This window comes from Amphritea sp. 1_MG-2023, assembly GCF_030547545.1.
Lineage (GTDB): Bacteria > Pseudomonadota > Gammaproteobacteria > Pseudomonadales > Balneatricaceae > Amphritea.
This window is the reverse complement of sequence record NZ_JAUOQE010000002.1, coordinates 221,783-239,102: the sequence shown is the minus strand read 5'-3', so window position 1 is coordinate 239,102 and position 17,320 is coordinate 221,783. Positions and strand designations below refer to the sequence as shown.

Annotated in this window: 15 protein-coding genes; 2 read left to right on the top strand and 13 right to left on the bottom strand. The window is 49.0% G+C overall.

Features of this window, described 5'->3' with window-relative positions; genetic code table 11:
* Nucleotides 1-58: 58 nt before the first annotated feature.
* The gene (locus Q4488_RS02485; protein ID WP_303578871.1) at nt 59-955 is read right to left on the bottom strand and encodes a TIGR01777 family oxidoreductase; all 897 of its coding nucleotides are present in this window, start codon (nt 953-955) and stop codon (nt 59-61) included.
* Between the two features lie 81 nt (nt 956-1,036).
* Here Q4488_RS02485 and Q4488_RS02480 point away from each other — a divergent pair, with 81 nt between their 5' ends.
* Nucleotides 1,037-1,645, top strand: coding sequence for a riboflavin synthase subunit alpha (locus Q4488_RS02480; RefSeq protein WP_303578870.1), 609 nt, complete (start codon nt 1,037-1,039; stop codon nt 1,643-1,645).
* Here the strand turns inward: Q4488_RS02480 and Q4488_RS02475 are convergent.
* On the bottom strand, nt 1,642-2,439 hold the full coding sequence (locus Q4488_RS02475; RefSeq protein WP_303578869.1) for an alpha/beta hydrolase: 798 nt from the start codon (nt 2,437-2,439) through the stop codon (nt 1,642-1,644). The two genes, Q4488_RS02480 and Q4488_RS02475, sit on opposite strands and share 4 nt — an antisense overlap.
* A gap of 117 nt (nt 2,440-2,556) precedes the next feature.
* Complete coding sequence (locus Q4488_RS02470) at nt 2,557-4,554, bottom strand: autotransporter outer membrane beta-barrel domain-containing protein (protein WP_303578868.1); 1,998 nt, start codon at nt 4,552-4,554, stop codon at nt 2,557-2,559.
* Nucleotides 4,555-4,842: 288 nt separating this feature from the next.
* On the opposite strand from Q4488_RS02470, the gene Q4488_RS02465 reads away from it, so the two are divergent.
* On the top strand, nt 4,843-5,760 hold the full coding sequence (locus Q4488_RS02465; protein WP_303578867.1) for a DMT family transporter: 918 nt from the start codon (nt 4,843-4,845) through the stop codon (nt 5,758-5,760).
* Nucleotides 5,761-5,777: 17 nt separating this feature from the next.
* Here Q4488_RS02465 and Q4488_RS02460 read toward each other — a convergent pair whose 3' ends face one another.
* From Q4488_RS02460 to Q4488_RS02415, 10 genes are all read right to left on the bottom strand, one after another.
* Complete coding sequence (locus Q4488_RS02460) at nt 5,778-7,082, bottom strand: DUF58 domain-containing protein (protein ID WP_303578866.1); 1,305 nt, start codon at nt 7,080-7,082, stop codon at nt 5,778-5,780.
* Nucleotides 7,079-8,062 (bottom strand): MoxR family ATPase, encoded by a 984-nt coding sequence (locus Q4488_RS02455; RefSeq protein WP_303578865.1) that lies wholly within the window; start codon nt 8,060-8,062, stop codon nt 7,079-7,081. Before Q4488_RS02455 ends, Q4488_RS02460 begins: the two co-directional genes overlap by 4 nt.
* A complete protein-coding gene (locus tag Q4488_RS02450; protein WP_303578864.1) occupies nt 8,059-9,258 on the bottom strand; it encodes a DUF4350 domain-containing protein in 1,200 nt (399 codons plus the stop codon). The genes Q4488_RS02455 and Q4488_RS02450 overlap by 4 nt, the downstream gene beginning before the upstream one ends.
* The gene (locus Q4488_RS02445; protein ID WP_303578863.1) at nt 9,245-10,759 is read right to left on the bottom strand and encodes a hypothetical protein; all 1,515 of its coding nucleotides are present in this window, start codon (nt 10,757-10,759) and stop codon (nt 9,245-9,247) included. Before Q4488_RS02445 ends, Q4488_RS02450 begins: the two co-directional genes overlap by 14 nt.
* A complete protein-coding gene (locus Q4488_RS02440; RefSeq protein ID WP_303578862.1) occupies nt 10,746-11,729 on the bottom strand; it encodes a stage II sporulation protein M in 984 nt (327 codons plus the stop codon). The genes Q4488_RS02445 and Q4488_RS02440 overlap by 14 nt, the downstream gene beginning before the upstream one ends.
* Nucleotides 11,726-12,430 carry an RDD family protein gene (locus Q4488_RS02435; protein WP_303578861.1) on the bottom strand — a complete coding sequence of 235 codons (705 nt, stop codon included), beginning with the start codon at nt 12,428-12,430 and terminating at the stop codon, nt 11,726-11,728. The genes Q4488_RS02440 and Q4488_RS02435 overlap by 4 nt, the downstream gene beginning before the upstream one ends.
* Before the next feature lie 13 nt (nt 12,431-12,443).
* On the bottom strand, nt 12,444-13,718 hold the full coding sequence (locus tag Q4488_RS02430) for a BPSS1780 family membrane protein (RefSeq protein ID WP_303578860.1): 1,275 nt from the start codon (nt 13,716-13,718) through the stop codon (nt 12,444-12,446).
* Nucleotides 13,719-14,107: 389 nt separating this feature from the next.
* On the bottom strand, nt 14,108-14,698 hold the full coding sequence (locus Q4488_RS02425; protein ID WP_303578859.1) for a hypothetical protein: 591 nt from the start codon (nt 14,696-14,698) through the stop codon (nt 14,108-14,110).
* 383 nt (nt 14,699-15,081) lie between these two features.
* Entirely contained in the window at nt 15,082-16,263 is a 1,182-nt protein-coding gene (locus tag Q4488_RS02420; protein WP_303578858.1) for an acetyl-CoA C-acyltransferase, read from the bottom strand.
* Between the two features lie 130 nt (nt 16,264-16,393).
* Complete coding sequence (locus Q4488_RS02415; protein WP_303578857.1) at nt 16,394-17,320, bottom strand: branched-chain amino acid ABC transporter permease; 927 nt, start codon at nt 17,318-17,320, stop codon at nt 16,394-16,396.

Sequence of the window (17,320 nt, the reverse complement as noted above, 5' to 3'; positions counted from 1 at the left end):
CTCCAGCTTCTCTGTAAGCCAGAGGCGTCATTGACTTATTCGCACCTTCCCTAAGCATTTATTTAAGCACTTGCTTTAAAGCAGCCGCTAATTCAGGATAGATAAACTGGTAATCGGCATCTAATAATCGCTTAGGATAAACACGTTGTCCCTTAAGGAGCAGATCGCTGCCCTCTCCTAGCATCAGCTTCAAGACGCCAGCGGGCAGTCGAAACCAAGCCGGTCGACAAAGGGTTTTCGCTAACGTTCGACTGAACTGCTCATTGGTCACCGCCTCAGGGGCCGTGAGATTATAAGCACCACAATACTGAGACTGAGTTAACATCAGGCAGATAATTTCAATGTCATCATTAATATGAATCCATGACATCCATTGATCGCCACCCGCGATAGGCCCGCCCAGTCCCAATCGAAAAGCCAGCAACATTTTGGCTAAAGCGCCACCCTGCCCTAACACGATACCGGTTCGTAGCAAGCAAACCCTCACTCCCATCGTTTGTGCCTTGAGCGCCTCAGACTCCCAACGCTGACATAGATCATGAGTAAAGTCGTTCAGCGTATCACTGCGCTCGTCCAACTGAAGGTCATCGCTGCGACAGCCATAATAGCCAATTGCCGAACCGCTGATAAACACCTCCGGCTTACTGACTAAGCGCGTCATTAGCGCGATCAACTGAGCGGTTATCGTAAGACGACTCTCGACTAACAGCTGTTTACGTGACTCACTCCAACGCTGATCGGCAATCCCCGCACCGGCTAGATTAATAATCGCATCGATTGGCTCATCGCTATTAATCTGATCGGTATGCGTTATAACCGCCACCGTAGCGGCGAATTTTTTCCGCGCATGCGCTGCAGAACGCGTCATGACGATCAACTCATGTCCATCTTTTAGTAAGCGCGCCACAAGATGCCCACCGATAAAGCCGGTGGCACCCGTGATAAGAACCTTCATACAGATCTCCTTTAAAGGCATTGCAATCAAAGCTTTCAGCCTCTATAACCATAGACCAGTGATAACTTAACAGGAAAATTTATGTTCACCGGTATCGTTCAGGGCACCGCCTCGGTTGTGGCGACAACCATTAAAAATAATTTTATGCAGCTCACGCTGGCGTTTCCTCAAACCCATTGTGACAATCTGCAAACCGGCGCCAGCATCGCCATCAACGGCACCTGCTTAACCATTACGGCATTCAAGCAGAATCAGATCCAATTTGATCTCATTATGGAAACACTCAGAGTCACCAATCTCGGAAAACTTAAACCCGGCGATCGAGTCAATTTCGAGCGCGCCGCACGTATCGGTGAAGAGATCGGCGGACACCTGATGTCAGGCCATATCCATGCGCAGGTCACCATCAGTCAAATCGAGCAGCCTGCAGATAACCGTATCATCTGGTTTGACACGACACCGGATATCATCAAATATATCTTACCGAAGGGTTTTGTCGCGCTGAATGGCTGCAGCCTTACCATCGGCGAAGTGGTTGCTAATCGTTTTAATATTTATCTCATCCCCGAAACCCTATCAGTCACACTGTTTGGTCAAGCCGCGGTGGGAGATCACATCAACCTCGAAATCGATAGTCAGACGCAAGCGATTATTGATACGGTTGAGCGCTACATGCAACACAACCGTTAATCCGCTTGTAGCCCGTTGCGCCATAAATCTGGCCAACCCTCAGCCCAGCAACAATGATGAGTATACCCGGGCACCACCCTAACCTCAGCATCATGGTGCTCACTCCGTTTGCTGAGCACTGCCCGAATCAAGCTTGGCGGTATATTTTTATCATTCTCGCCAAGCAAATGAAACTGCCTAGTCACTCGGATCTCGTCAATAAAGTCGGCGGGATTGAGAGAATCAGTTAACGGTGTTATTCGATGCCAATCGCTCCAAGCTTGATGATCTAGGTTGCCTGCCACAGTCACTAAAAAATGAATATCATCGCGTCGCGCAGCGAGCAAGGTCGCGATGCTTGCTCCACCGGAATAGCCAACCAAATTAATCCAGTCGGCCTGAAAGCGCTCCTTCAATAGGGTGACGGCTTGATCCATCGAGATGATTATCTCATTTGAAAATCGGCTGCCTAACCAATGTGCCGGTCGGCAATCCCCATCAACATCTAATGTATACTGACAAGGACGCCCCAAGTAGAGCGCATTTCCTTCTGGCTGATTGATTGCCATCTGCAAAACGAGTGTCGTTATCGGCGTCGGATCAGATGACGGTAATGTCCGAGTCAACCACGCAAGACCGTCACCTTCTATATAGATAGTCAGAAAACTCGCGGGCTTCATATCGACTGAGTAATAGCTGCGCAACAGAAAGCGACCTGTTTCAATCATCTTTCCCTGCCATCCAAGCTGCTCGGCTTTGGCATCAGCGGCCGCTATCCGTTTAGCAGCGGAAGGAACAACTGAACAAGCAGACAAAAAATAAATCATTATTAAGAAGGTCGTGAGTTTATTCAAAAAATTAGCCTGCGCTTAAAATAAAAAAAGCCGGTTAATAACCGGCTTATATATTATAAAGTCAGTTAAGGGTATCGTTTAGAAAGCCCATTGCATTTTGACAGATGCAGACTGATTCAAATAATCTTCTCGGCCTTGGACATCATATCTTAAAGACACTTGCATACCATTTTGAGCTTGATGATTATAACCAATACCTATATCGACGATCCAAGGGTCTTGTTTTAGACCGTTGGTATCAAATGATACCGTCGGCGCACCGTCAAAAGCAGCCGTGGTGATAATCCCTTGATCTTTAATGTCGTACCCCAGACCTAAGTTTGTTTCGAGAGTTCTTCCGTTACCCAATTGATACGCAAGCTTACCATCAACCCCTACGATTAAAGCTTCATAGGCACTCTTCTCGACGTTAAGATTGAGAAGCCCTGCACCAGATTCAGAATAAGCATCATTCTCAAGATGAGTATAATCGAGTCGTGCAGAGGCTATAAAATCAGTCCCCTCTTTATACGGATAGAGTCGTGAAAGCCCCACGCCAGCCTGGAAAGATTCACTATCATAACTTGAACTAGCTACAGTATTAGTAAATGCGATATCACGGCTAGCATCCGTTTTATTTTGACCATAGGCGACCTGAAAGTCAGCTTCCATATTCTCGGCTAAAGTATAGCTGCCGTAGGTTGTGAGTTGGTAAATATCCAGATCAAGGCTTTGCGGGGCGGCAGAGGTACCTGCGTCAATGTTACTTTCAGCAAAGGCAAACGCCAAACCTAACCGGGTACGTTCGTTAAGCGAACCATCTAGGCCTAATACCATACCCACGGTTTCAGCATCGTAACCCTCAACCCCACCCTGCTCACGTTGATCAGCCCATGAGCCAAACGGTTTCATCCAGACATACTTATCACCGAGAAATCCTTCACCTGAAGACATCCCCGTATTGGCAGATATTCTCGATTGAATTGTATTCTGAATAGCGGTTAATGAACTGGTCGTTGCAATCACAGAACTACCGCTTAGTAAAGGCAATACCTCACTCGCCGCTGCGGAGACTTCTGTATCACCACTTAAACCAGCCCCAGAAAACAACGCCAGTAATTCTGGAGTTGAATCAACAACGGTCGCAGCACCATAGGCCGGTGTATTATTCAACAGTTGTGTCGCTTCGGCAACACTCAAGCCACTAATTGTCTCTTCCACAACTGCGGCGATATCAGAACCGAAGACGTAGTAATAAGTAAAGGTCACCGTATCATCAGCAACGAGTGTTGCTTGATTGAAGGCGATACCGATAGTGTAATCACCATCACCATCATTCAATCCTGCATAATACTCCAGCGGGTTACTAGACCATCCTCTAGAAATACCCGTATTGACGTCGGATGTCGCTGTAGAGTACAAGCCGATAATATATTTACTGACAAGTGCTTCAGCATAAACAAAGTTTGTTTCTGCTACCCCTTCCGAACCTCTAACATTAGTTGTGTATGACCAATCGCCAGATGCTGCAACTGTATCGGGGTCTATCACCCGTAACAAATAGAGATTACTCAAATCCTCAGTCGCGGTGATGGTGGTGGTAATCTTCACCTGCTTGTCAGCATCGTCAAAACCAACAGTATTAGTTATATCAAAGAGCGTTCCAGTCCCCGGATCATACGAACCAATCCACTCAACACCATTATAAGTATCGGTAGATATATCTACTAATGAATCACTACTCACGCCTGAAGACATTCCTCTAGCATTGTTTGCACCAGAAGTATAAGTTGATCCATTCGCATCGACGGTAAAATAATACCCCTCAAATGGAGAACCAGGCGTCAAATAGTCGTAACTATCATTAAATGTTCCACTCCCAGTCGCGTCATACTGAATCCCTGGGGCGATATTACCAATTGAACCTAATGTGCCATATGCATTGGTGCCAATCTTGATGTAATCACCTGTCAAAGTGATAGAGCCCGTTGATGCCATCAAGGATCCTGATCCCATCAGGATAGCGACTGCAAGCGAACTTCTACGAAAGAATTTCATTTTTTTACAAACATTTTTATATTCAGCTATTCGTTCCATCCAGAAAGGTCCCTTAATTTAGCAAACTAATTGATATATCTAAGAAATTTAAAATTATTGTATTGATTGAGAGACATACTGTCTAGTTAACGCGACATTGTAGCCGATATAAACTATCAAATAGCACGGTGACCTCAGCACGCTTCACGGCTCTAGCCGCCGTTTCATGTTAATGCCAATCGGTGATTAGCATATCCTACCGCGTAACGGCATTAACCGTGCCGCTCCCATTGCGTAATCCAATCAATTATCTACAATAGCCGCTTTGCTCCTTATGAGACCTGATTGATGGAAACCCGTAATATCCGTGCAGATTTGATTCTTCTACTGGTCGCCGCTATTTGGGGGCTGGCCTTTGTTGCTCAACGTCTTGGCATGGATCACCTCGGCCCCTTTGGCTTTAATGGCGCACGCTTTCTGCTGGGTGCGATCTCCTTGCTACCGTTATTACTTATATTCCGCACCAAACAAGATTCAACACCGCAGGTGATGCTGAAAGGCAGCCTAACGGCGGGTGTGTTCCTATTTATGGGGGCATCCTTGCAGCAAGTCGGCCTGCTGTGGACCTCCGCCGGAAACGCGGGTTTTATTACGGGGCTGTATATCATTATCGTCCCCCTCATCGGCCTATTATTCGGCCATGTTACCCGCGCTAACACTTGGCTTGGCGGCTTGCTTGCGGTACTAGGCCTATATTTTTTAACCGTGACTCAGCAGGATGGAGACAGCCTCAGCATTAATACCGGCGATTTGCTGGTGCTGGGCAGCGCTTTTTTCTGGGCAGGCCATGTGGTGGTGATCGGTAAGCTAGCGAGTCAACTCGACAATCTAAGGCTTGCGATCATTCAGTTTTTTATCTGCGCTGTCTTAAGTTTTGTCGTGGCGATTATGTTTGAACAAGATAGCCTTAGCCTTAATAACCTCGTCCTCGCTTGGCAACCTATCGCTTACGCGGGTCTGTTATCGGTGGGTATCGCCTATACTCTTCAGGTGGTGGCACAACGGGATGCTCCCGCCTCCCATGCGGCGATTATTATGAGTTTAGAAGCCGTATTCGCCGTCATTGGCGGTTGGTGGTTGCTGAACGAAGCGTTTAGTCAGCAAGCTATGCTGGGTTGCGGCCTGATGTTATTGGGCATGATTGTTTCTCAAGTCAACCTATTGCGACGCAAAAGGCTCAAGCCCATCCATGGTGTAACGCAATAACGGTAACGATTGACGGGCTACAAACGGGCCGCGGCCTTAACGCTCAAGTATTGATTAATCAAGGCGACCGGTAACTGTTTAGCCAATAGATCCATCGGTATTGCTCCTTGATGCCTTAACTGTTCATGATGCTGTGCTCGACTCGCTAAGTATTGCTGTACACCATGAAAGCGTAATGCCGAATCCAGATCAGAGACGCGGGTTTGCTGAGCCGTGTCCAATACTTGCTCACGCAGATCAGCAATCACTAGCAGATGACGACGGCTCAATAGTCGCACCGCTGCCGCGAGATCATCACTATCTTCATCACGGGTATTGGTCACTAAGACAATCAGTGATCGACGTCGTTGCAACGGCATTAGCTCACGCGCCGCGGCCAGATAGTCCGATGCCGCTAAGGTTGGCTCAATATCATAGGTTGCAGCGAGCAGCTGACGCACAACGGCGCCGCCTTTCACCGGTGGAAACCAACGCTGCACACCGCCAAAGGTATGAAAACCCACCGCATCGCCCTGTTCCGCCGCCACATAAGCCAGCAATAACATCGCATTCAACGCCTGATCTAAATGTCCACTACCGTCTTCCCGATGACGCATACGTCGACCACAATCCAACATAAACAGTATCTGTTGATCACGCTCATCCTGATATTCGCGGGAGATTAACTGATGATAACGCGAGGTGGCCTTCCAATCGATCTGTCGCAAGCTATCCCCGGCACGATATTCACGCAACTGATGAAAATCATTGCCTTCGCCACGACGTAAACGGCGCTTAATGCCTAACTGACTCAGCTGATGATCGGTCGCCAGTAACGTGTATTGGCTGACGGCCCGAAAGTTAGGATAAATCTTCACCTGACTCGGCAACGTCAGTCGCTGTTTACGTTGCCATAACCCTAAAGGCGACACTGTTAACAGATCAAGCGCATGAAACGCTGCATCCCCGCGTCGATCGGGTTTAATACGATAGACGCTTTTGACACAACGCTCGGCGGGCACGGTTAAACTTAACGGCAAGCCTTCGACGGCATACTCTGCCGGATGATGATCGTGTAATAGCAGTTGCTGTGAACGTCCACTCGGGTTGCTCACCTGTAGTGTCACCTCACTCCAAACACCCACTGGGATACTCCCCCGTAGCGCGCGACTCACTTGAATCGCCGACTCGCGCCGATGCCATAGCAGATCAAGCAGTAACAACACCACCGCCGCACCGCTAACGCTATTACGTAGCCACGTCACCTCAGGCCAGTAGGCAGAAGCGCAAGCCAACATTAAGATCAGTATCGCGAGTATCACCGCGCGGCGGGATGGAATCATAGCCTGGGGGCCGGCACATGGCTAAGAATGTCTTGCAACACATCATCCACGCGATAACCTTCAATCTCCAAATCAGCACTCAGTTTAAGTCGATGACGCAGTACCGCCGGCGCAACCGCTTTAATATCATCTGGAGTGACAAACTGACGCCCGGAAAGTACCGCCTGTGCTCGACCCGCTCGCAACAACGCAATACTCCCCCGTGGGCCACTGCCGGCATCGATACCACGCCAATCGCGCGTCGCTCGCGCAATCTTCACCGCATATTCGACAATCTGCTCATCAACCTCCAACCTAGCGGTATAACGCTGCAAATAGATAATGTCATCCGGCGTCAATACCTCATCAATCTGTGACACATCAAGCTTATCAGCCACCGATCCTGTAGTGATCTGCTGCACCATTTGCAACTCTTCATCCATGTCGGGATAGTCGATATAAACTTTCAATAGAAAACGATCTAATTGCGCTTGAGGTAATGGGTAAGTTCCCTCCTGCTCAATCGGATTTTGCGTCGCGAGCGCTAAAAAGGGTAACTGCAATGCATAAGTTTGTCCTTCAATCGTCACCTGCTGCTCTTGCATGACTTCGAGTAACGCCGACTGAGTTTTTGCCGGTGCCCGATTGATTTCATCGGCCAGTAAAAAGTTACAAAAAACCGGCCCCTTACGCACCCGAAATGAATCACTCTTACGATCAAACATAATATGCCCACTAATATCACTCGGCATAAGGTCGGGCGTAAATTGTACGCGATTAAAAACGCCGCCAACGGCCGCCGCCAGACTCCGCACTAATAGCGTTTTGCCTAACCCCGGCACACCTTCCACGAGTACGTGCCCTCCTGCGAGTAGCGCAATAATCGTATCCCGAATCACCTGACGCTGACCAATGACCGCCTTACTGATCTCTTGCTCCAAGCTCCCGAGTTTACGCAGCACTCGGTCTGACAGTTGCGCCTGTCCCTGCAAATCGCTCATCTTAACTCCTGCTGTTTTAAGCTACTCGCCAACTGCTGCAATACCAGCGTTGCTTTAATAAAATCCTGATCTTTAGTGATTGCCTGATAAAGACTGCGTTCAACTGCGCGACTCGCCATACCTGCTTTTTCACCGATCCACTCAGCCCGCTGCCGATGATCCATCACATTTAATCCCGGATGACGTTGCCGCCAAGCCTGCTCAATGGCTTGCCGATTTTGCTCAAATAAACCATCGCCTTTATCGATACGCCAAGCGTAATCCGCGCTGGCGTCAATATGTTGCAACAAATTCCGTCGCTGTTCCTGCTGCAAACTTAAACGAGGCCCGGTAAACAAAAACAGTCGCCAACCCATTAACCATAACACTACGGCGAGTGACACCATCACGAAGGGGGTTTTGTGCCATAACAGCAACGGTAATGCGGGCCGATCAATGCCATACTGCAACCATACCTTATCACTGCCACTCACCAAGTGACTCAGAAAAAACGCATGATCGAACTGTTTGATCCCCGCATTCGTAAACAGATCCAGATCACTGAGCACATACACGCGGCCCAAACCCATCTCAAACTTAAGATATTGATCGCCTTGCTCAGAAGCAAGGTGTTCCGAGGCGCGCCCATTGCGATCAACTAAGATACGCTCACGCCGAAAACTCACTTTGATCGGCTCAACGGCATCGCTGAACGACAAATTGAGCGCTGCCTTAGCCGCCTTTGTCGTTTCACTGCAAGGCTCTTGCTCACAAGCATGACTGACGACATCCGTTGCTGTCGGCCTGCGCAGCTGTACCCCGAGATCGGCAAAAAAAGTATCACTAATCTCATCATCTTGATCAAAAGCCGTGGGAGTCACAATTAAAATACCGCCGCCATACAGCCAGCCTTTCAGTCGATCAAGCTGCTGAGCCGATAGATCCGGCTGCATCCGTCGTAACAATAACGCATCGTCCGTAGAGGGTAATTGAGTGGTTAAATCGCGAGCGCGAAAACTTTCAACCTCATAGTCTAATTCAGCGAGAAAACGCTCGGCGGCGAGGAACACGTTACGTTGCGCTTCAGGTGATACATCCACTCGCTGAGTTTGCGCTTGCCGTTGATAATGATCAAAAAACCACAGGCAGTACCAAGACAGTACGGCGATCAATAGCACCGCTAATCCCCATAACACGGCTCGATTAATCGTTGACACGGCCATACACCTCTCGCCAACGTTCACATAAACTCAACAGCGATGCCTCTGACGGCGGCATATGGCCATACGCCATACGTAACCAATGCAGCGTCAAATGACTAAAATACTCGGCATCACGCGCTGACTGACTCGCGCTCACCAGCTTTTCACATTCTCCCTCGGTCGCACTATCGGGAATCTCAAGCTGCGACTGCGTAACCAGATATACTAAAGCGCCGCGATACAATAGACTTAAGGCTTCTCGATAAGCCCCTTGCTGCATTAATTGATGTGCCGCTGTGGCGGGATTCTCGGGCAATGCATCGGGACGTAAATCCAGCCCAAAAAGCGCCACGGGAGCCTCCTTATCAGGCGCAGTCGCCCTCGACTGAGCGCCTAATAACCAGCGACGCTGTTTAATCACTTGCCATAGTAAGAAAATAAGCAATGCCATAGCGACAAACCAAACCATCGCTTTAGCCATCACGGCCATACCGTCCAACGAATCCGAGGCGCGACTGAACCATGCCTCAAGCCCATCGAGAAAGCCATTATCCGTTACCTCCGGCTCAGCAGGCTGACCGATATATTGCCAATAGTGTGTTTCTTCCAGCCGTCCGAACGCTTTGTCCTCTAGGACCGTTTCAATCAGGGATTTCGCCTCTCGAGGATTAACCTGCTGAGCAGCGGCCGCCGGCGAACTCGTCAACCCAGACATCAGCCCAACAGTCGTGACTAACAACACAACGCTCAAGCTTCGATGTAAGCCGGCCACAGTCGTCGCTTTAAGCCGTTCAGCCATGCGTCGAAAGCTGATTTCAATATCCCAAGCTTCCAGTTCACTACGACGATTAAGATAAAGTGCGAAGCCTGCAGCAGTATAGAAAGGCGCGATAATCGATAGACACAGCAACCCACCGGCAAATTGCAGCCAATCACTCAGCTGCCCCGGGGCAAAAAAAAGATCATCGAAACTAACCCAGCGCAAATCTTCCGGTATCAAGACAAAAACCGTGGTCATGAAGGCAATCTGCAGCACCATTTCGAGATGGATACCGATCACACTCAGCCAAACCGACGCATGTTGATGTCGCGATAATACTCGCAGACGATTGCGACGCATTTTTCCTTGCAATCCCTCCAGCAGCGCTACCGGCAGGGTAAATGAACGAGAGGGATTAAACCGCCGTAGCGTTAAATTACGCAGTAACTGCGGCCGGACCACCGTCCACCACTGCCGTAATACCGTTTTAATCGGCAACCGCTCGCCAAATACGGCACGACTTAACCAAAACATTAAGGCGGGTTCATAGAGCGGCTTAAACCACCAAATAATCAGCATCAGTAACCAAAACTGATCATAGAAAAATACAAATAACACCAAACCTAAGGGCACCGCGGTACTCAGCCAAAGTAACCACAACGGCATAAACCATCGCCGCGCTAACGCAAAGCCAAGGTCAATCGCTTCCCAAGGCGTGCGCTGTCGTAACGATATTTCGAGCTTATCGAGTTCCACTCGTCCCCCTGCCAGCATAGACAAAATAAACGATCATGCTGAACCAAAGTATCGCCGACACAGTATATTTAACAACGTTTGGCATCTGACTGGCCGACCAAAACGCTTCAATAAACGCCGCAGCCAACAACATGAGGCCCGCCCCCATGATTAATGGCACCGCTCTACCCGCTTGCCGCTTAATCGCGTCTAAACGACGATAACGACCGGGACACAGCACGCCACGCCCAACCATTAGCCCCGCAGCCCCACTGATCACAATGGCCGTCAACTCTAAAGATGAATGGCCACTCACAAACGGCCAAAAGGTTTCGCTGTACCCTAGCCCCGTGAGGTAACCGGCGACACCGCCAATCACCAAACCATTATAAAATAGTGTCAATACCGTCCCCACTCCCGCCAAGATACCCATCGCAAAAGTACGGAAACCAATGCCGATATTGTTGTAAATATAGAAACCAAACATGGCGAAGTCAGAATCAGCGCTGCGTTCTAGCGTACGCCCCAATCGAGCCGTATCGGGGCGATACATCTGTTCCATTTTAGTCACTTCCGCCTCACTCATCAGGCTGTAGATAAAGCTATCATCATGCAAACAATAGCCACCCGCTAATAGTGCCGGTAGTAAAAATAGCACTAACGCGACCGCAAAATAGCCTCGATTGAGTCTCAAGCTACGCGGAAAATCACAGCTAATAAAGCTCAAAAAACGCCATAACCAAGCCCCTCGTCGACGGTACAATTGCTGATGCCCACGGAGCACCAAATGATGCAACGCTTCAACTAGCTGAGGACTGTAACGACGTGATTGCGATAAAGCATAGTGATTGCACAGTTGACGATAAAGCTGAGGCAGATCGGCGGGTAATTCGGCACGATGGCGAAAGCGAAACGATTCCAGTTGCTTCAGTTGCTCATCTAAACGCGACCAAAGCGGTTGATAGCGCGCTTCAAATTGCGCTTGCTTCATCGATCACCTCGCGTCAGCCACGCAGCATAACCGAGTAGCTCTTCGACCGCCGCAACACCTCGCTTAGCCGTCACGGAGCCGAGTAACGTGGCTAACTCTATCTGCCGATCGCGACTCAACTGCGGACAACGTTCGGCAAAGCGAATCAGTTCGCGCTGTTCATCAACACTCAGATCCACCGGTGGTCGTCGACGTTCGACTTCAGGCAACTGAATCCGCTCTGGTTTATTGTCATGATAAATAACGACTGTGCCAGCAGCCAAATCCCCGAGACGCTGAAATTTTCGATTCATTAACATCGATAGCAAACCGGTTGCATACAGAAACGGTAAGAAGTCTGCCGTTCGCAACAGGTTTCTAATAAACGAAGATGCGAAGGTAATGGGCGTGCCATTATCGTGAATAACCCTCAACCCCATGGCTTTTTTACCCGGCGAGGCACCGTTATACAGTTCAAACAACAGCGGATAAAACCATTCAATCAAAAAGAATAGAATCAACATCAACGAGGTACCAATCCCTCCCCAGAAGGCAAATACAGCCGCTACCAAGCCATACAATATGACTCGGATCAACATATCGATGCTCCAAGCGCAGGCACGTACAATCGGCCCAGCTAGACGTAATTCAAGCCGAATACCCTCTGGTGTTTCGTGCTCGCTAAGCGTATCGGTTAGAGGCGTCAGCGAATTGACGCTCATTCCGTGCATCACTTTATGAGTAGAAAATATCGCGATAAGCGGTATACATCGAGGCGACAATCATCGGTATCACCACCAGCAAACCTAAACCGAATGGAATTATCGCCACGACAAATAAAACCATCATCATGATGGAATATAGCAAACCGGGAAGCATGTTTTTAAGACAACCACTAAAGCTCATTTTCATCGCTGAGATCGCTGACATATCATTCAGTACCACCAGCACCGGAGCAAACCAATACGCCATCATCACCGGCACGAGACAGAGAAAGCCAATGAGCATGGGTAATAACAGCGCAGACATCATGCCCGGCCCCATGTTCTGTGAGTTATCGCCAAACATAACCACCGCACCACCGACAAACAGAGACAAGGCCAAAACAATCACAACAATCGCGACCAGATAGAGCAAGCCGACCAGCATTAACTGTCCGACATTATGACTAAAGCCGCTAAACAGGTGTCCAATACTAAAATCATCTCCCTCATCCTGTGCCTGACAGCCCAGCATGAAGCCGGCGGTAATCACCGGTGATAACAAGGTAATCACGAGTGAACCGATCACGGGAATAATGCTAATGATGGTCGACAGCACAAGCCAAATAATAATGGCAACAATCCATGCCACCGGATTGAGTTTAAAATGATTAAACCCCTCTGCTAGCCAGCGCCAACCATGACTCGCGGGCAGCGTGACTGGGCCGGTTAAATCACCATCGTCATAAGCTTGCGTTAATTCGGCTTCGGGAGTCCGATAGGGGTTCGTCTGAATATTATCTGAGGCAGAATTTGATACACCATCTGCAGCGTTCTTAACACATTCCTCCTGATCAGACGGTTGCGCACGAGCCACCCACTCCGAAGCCCTCGGCGCGACACCACCTGCCTGCAATGCCAAGTATTTAGAAATCACAATATGACAACTGAGACAGCGATCATCAGACAGCTCTTTCGAGCCACATTTAGGACATGAACTAAGACCTGATGCAGTACCACTAGTGGTCTCATCGCTATCCGCCTCATCACCTTCCAATCCGAATAGCGCAGTTGGTTTAAGGGCGACTACCTCAACCTCAAGCCCAATCGCAGTCAACGCGGTCTGATATTTATCCGCTTTAAGTCGCTCTAATCCGCTTTTAATTACGGTTGCTTTACCCGCCGTAATTAAGCCGCGCGCCTTAGCCTCACTACAGCGAAATTTTTCCGCAAAGGCAGAGATTACAGCGGCGGGTTCACGATCGTTGAGCAGCGCCCCAGTAAAAACAACTTTGAATTGATCTGTCATTGGTAAATATCCCTATCGCGTGAACTCATAATGAATTCATTCTAACGCCAACAGGATTATTCACAACAGCTATCGCCAATAAAGCCGGTGAGAAATGCCTATGTAAAAAGCATGTTAAATTAATCAGTTACTGCGGTTAAATCACCAACAACAGCGGCAAACTGCATCATAAGTGCAGGCAACCCATCCATTCTACCTGACTCCATTGATGATTAACCCAGCACCGCCATAGCGTTGCACCTGATCCTGTGCTCGCCGCCGAACACCTGTAACTCCCACCGCTATAGTGATGCCCTAAACGATGGGTAAATGCCGATTCATAACCTGTGAGGGACGATGATAGGCGCTTGAGTTGTCAGACTACTCGCCTGTCTAAGACCTGAACCAAGTCAAGCCATGACAACCCTGCGTCGATAAGCGACCACTATCAACAAACCGCTACAGGCGATCGCGATAGACAACGGGAAGAGCACGGTAGTCAGGGAATAATGCTCTAAAGCCGCGATGACAAAAACATTTCGCAGCAGGAATGAGAGAAAGAAAAGTTGACTCTCCTGATGAGGAAAACCATACGCTTTACGGATTGTCGGTCCAAATCCCAGTAGATCGACTGCCGTTAGCACTACCACCGTCCACAGCGGGTCTGAAGTAAAATACCAAAAAGGAAGCGATGCCAGTGCAAGCGTAAAGAATCCCCAATCCGTGCGAGTAATACTAATATCACCTCGCTTATAAAATGCCAACAGCGCCACCCCAACCGTCACGACCCCCGATAAACCAATAGGCCAGGCACCAACCCCCCCGTGCGCTTCTATTTGTGCAAAGAAGACAATCACCGTGGTCATACCCCAGATCAACCAGGAGAACACATGCGGCCGAGTATTACCCGTCAAAATCGAACGAATATAAGGCACAAAGGCGACCAATGTTAATAGCACCGCCAAACCACTAAACATCAGCTTAAAACTCATATCCATCATCGCCCCAATCCTGCCTCAATTAAATGGCTATTCTTGATGACTCTAGATGTCGGGTCAATGCTCGTTTACGACACAGCGATACTCATTACCGCTGTATATCTGCCAAGCATTGACAATACTGTCGCTAGCAATCCTGTGGAGACGAGCGCCTAGACATCATTTTTTACCCAACAGCAACAGCCGATTAGCGACAACCTTAACAATACAGCCTTCAGGCATTGACTCAAAAAATGATACATCCGCTAAGCCGTTTCATCATCGTGCCAACAGATATGCATGACTAAACTGACCGATGTATCAACCGCACGTTGAAAGCCAAAAAGCCGATACATTCCTGCATCGGCCTTGTTGTGATCGTGCTAACCTTTGAGTGTTACGGGGATTTACAGCATCTCCACGGCAACCGCAGTCGCTTCGCCACCACCGATACAGAGACTCGCGACGCCTTTGCTTTTACCTAAGTTCTTCAGCGCATAGAGTAAGGTAACCAAAATACGGGAACCGGAGGAGCCAATCGGATGACCCAACGCACAGGCACCACCATTGACGTTAACTTTATCGGCATCCAGACCTAGCTCGCTAATGGCTAGCATAGACACGACCGCGAAGGCTTCGTTAATCTCATATAGATCAACCTCATCTTTGCTCCAACCAGCCCGTTCTAGCACTTTACTGATGGCACCAATCGGGGCGATAGAAAACTCAGCAGGTAACTGTGCATGGGTTGAATGCGCAACGATACGAGCCATCGGCTTAAGACCACGTTTTTGCGCTTCAGATTCGCGCATCAACACCAACGCAGAGCCGCCATCGGAGATCGAGCTTGCGTTGGCAGCGGTGATTGTGCCATCTTGCTTAAAGGCCGGTTTAAGCTGTCGAATTTTATCCATACGGGCATTACCGGGCTGCTCATCGGTATCAACGACCGTCTCCCCTTTACGGGATTTGACCGTGACGGCGGCGATCTCATCTTTAAATGCACCACTCTCAATCGCTTGCAGGGCTTTTTCCAAGGAGCCAATGGCAAAATCATCCATCGCGGCACGACTAACATTAAAATCATCGGCCGTTTGTTGCGCAAAGCTGCCCATCAAACCACCTTCGTAGGCATCTTCCAAACCATCAAAAAACATATGATCGATAACTTGCTGATGCCCCATACGCATACCCGCCCGCGCTTTGGGGAGCATATAAGGAGCCTGACTCATATTCTCCATGCCCCCCGCCACCATGATATCAACCTGTCCGGCCTTCAACTGATCATGTGCTAACATCACCGCTTTCATACCGGAACCGCACATCTTATTAACGGTGGTCGCTCCAGCGCCATCATGGACCCCCGCAGCACGGGCAGCCTGTCGAGCCGGTGCTTGACCCAGCCCCGCCGGCAATACACAGCCCATCACCACTTCATCAATATCCGTCCCCTGAAGATCCGCCCGTGCTAACGCGGCTTTAATTGCTGTCGCACACAAATCGGGAGAGCGCACATCACTTAACGCCCCCATCATGCCACCCATTGGCGTGCGAGCAGCGCTAACTATGACAATTGAATCCTGACTCATTTAACTCTACTCCTGCTTAAATAGAATAAACCTTGCGCTCAATTTAAGGCGAAAAGAGGCACGCGATGATCCCCCTTATCGCCTCATGAGAGGCGACTAACAAACTGTTTAGATCGTTAGCACGCACGCCTTAGTTAAAGTTTTTCTTCATCATTTTTTGGAACTCACCCACCAAGCCGCTACGGAATGCCAGTACACAGATGATAAAGATAACCCCCATGATGATATGAATATAGTTACCCAATTCGCCACCGGACAACAGGTTCTGAATAGAAATCACCACACCTGCCCCCACCAGTGGGCCAAAAATAGTGCCCATACCGCCTAAAAGCGTCATTAACACCACTTCACCAGACATATGCCAATGCACATCCGTTAACGATGCCAGCTGAAATACCAAGGTCTTAGTCGAACCAGCCAAGCCAGCCAACGCCGAGGAGATAATAAAGGCGACCCACTTATAATCATTGACGTTATAACCGAGCGATACCGCCCGCGGCTCATTTTCACGAATGGCTTTCAAAATTTGCCCAAACGGCGAATGCACCGTGCGATGCACGACCCAGAAACCAAAGATGAAGATCGCTAAAACGAAATAATACATCGCGACATTATCCGCAAGATCAATCAAACCGAACAATGCGCCACGGGGGACCCCTTGCAAACCATCTTCACCACCGGTAAACGGCGCCTGCAGATAGAAAAAGAAAGCTAGCTGCGCTAACGCTAAGGTCACCATCGCAAAATAGATACCTTCACGCTTCACCGCCAACTTACCGTAAACCGCACCTAACAGCCCAGCTCCCACCGTTCCTGCCAGAATCCCAAGTTCAGGGGTAATGCCGGTTTCCAACATCAGATAACCGGTGATATAACCCCCAGTACCGAGAAAAGCAGCATGACCAAACGACAGTAGGCCGACATAACCAAGTAACAAATTAAAGGCACATGCAAACAGTGCAAAGCACAACAACTTCATCAGAAACACGGGGTACACTAAGCTGGGTGCAACCAATGCCACAACGATGAGAAACAAGTAGAGTTTATTTATTTTCAT

What these genes read in the sequence shown, in the direction of transcription:
- Q4488_RS02440 (WP_303578862.1), bottom strand. Translation starts at nt 11,729, where the DNA reads ATGAAGCAAGCGCAATTTGAAGCGCGCTATCAACCGCTTTGGTCGCGT.
- Q4488_RS02480 (WP_303578870.1), top strand. Translation starts at nt 1,037, where the DNA reads ATGTTCACCGGTATCGTTCAGGGCACCGCCTCGGTTGTGGCGACAACC.
- Q4488_RS02425 (WP_303578859.1), bottom strand. Translation starts at nt 14,698, where the DNA reads ATGATGGATATGAGTTTTAAGCTGATGTTTAGTGGTTTGGCGGTGCTA.
- Q4488_RS02415 (WP_303578857.1), bottom strand. Translation starts at nt 17,320, where the DNA reads ATGAAAATAAATAAACTCTACTTGTTTCTCATCGTTGTGGCATTGGTT.
- Q4488_RS02455 (WP_303578865.1), bottom strand. Translation starts at nt 8,062, where the DNA reads ATGAGCGATTTGCAGGGACAGGCGCAACTGTCAGACCGAGTGCTGCGT.
- Q4488_RS02470 (WP_303578868.1), bottom strand. Translation starts at nt 4,554, where the DNA reads ATGGAACGAATAGCTGAATATAAAAATGTTTGTAAAAAAATGAAATTC.
- Q4488_RS02465 (WP_303578867.1), top strand. Translation starts at nt 4,843, where the DNA reads ATGGAAACCCGTAATATCCGTGCAGATTTGATTCTTCTACTGGTCGCC.
- Q4488_RS02485 (WP_303578871.1), bottom strand. Translation starts at nt 955, where the DNA reads ATGAAGGTTCTTATCACGGGTGCCACCGGCTTTATCGGTGGGCATCTT.
- Q4488_RS02460 (WP_303578866.1), bottom strand. Translation starts at nt 7,082, where the DNA reads ATGATTCCATCCCGCCGCGCGGTGATACTCGCGATACTGATCTTAATG.
- Q4488_RS02435 (WP_303578861.1), bottom strand. Translation starts at nt 12,430, where the DNA reads ATGAGCGTCAATTCGCTGACGCCTCTAACCGATACGCTTAGCGAGCAC.
- Q4488_RS02430 (WP_303578860.1), bottom strand. Translation starts at nt 13,718, where the DNA reads ATGACAGATCAATTCAAAGTTGTTTTTACTGGGGCGCTGCTCAACGAT.
- Q4488_RS02420 (WP_303578858.1), bottom strand. Translation starts at nt 16,263, where the DNA reads ATGAGTCAGGATTCAATTGTCATAGTTAGCGCTGCTCGCACGCCAATG.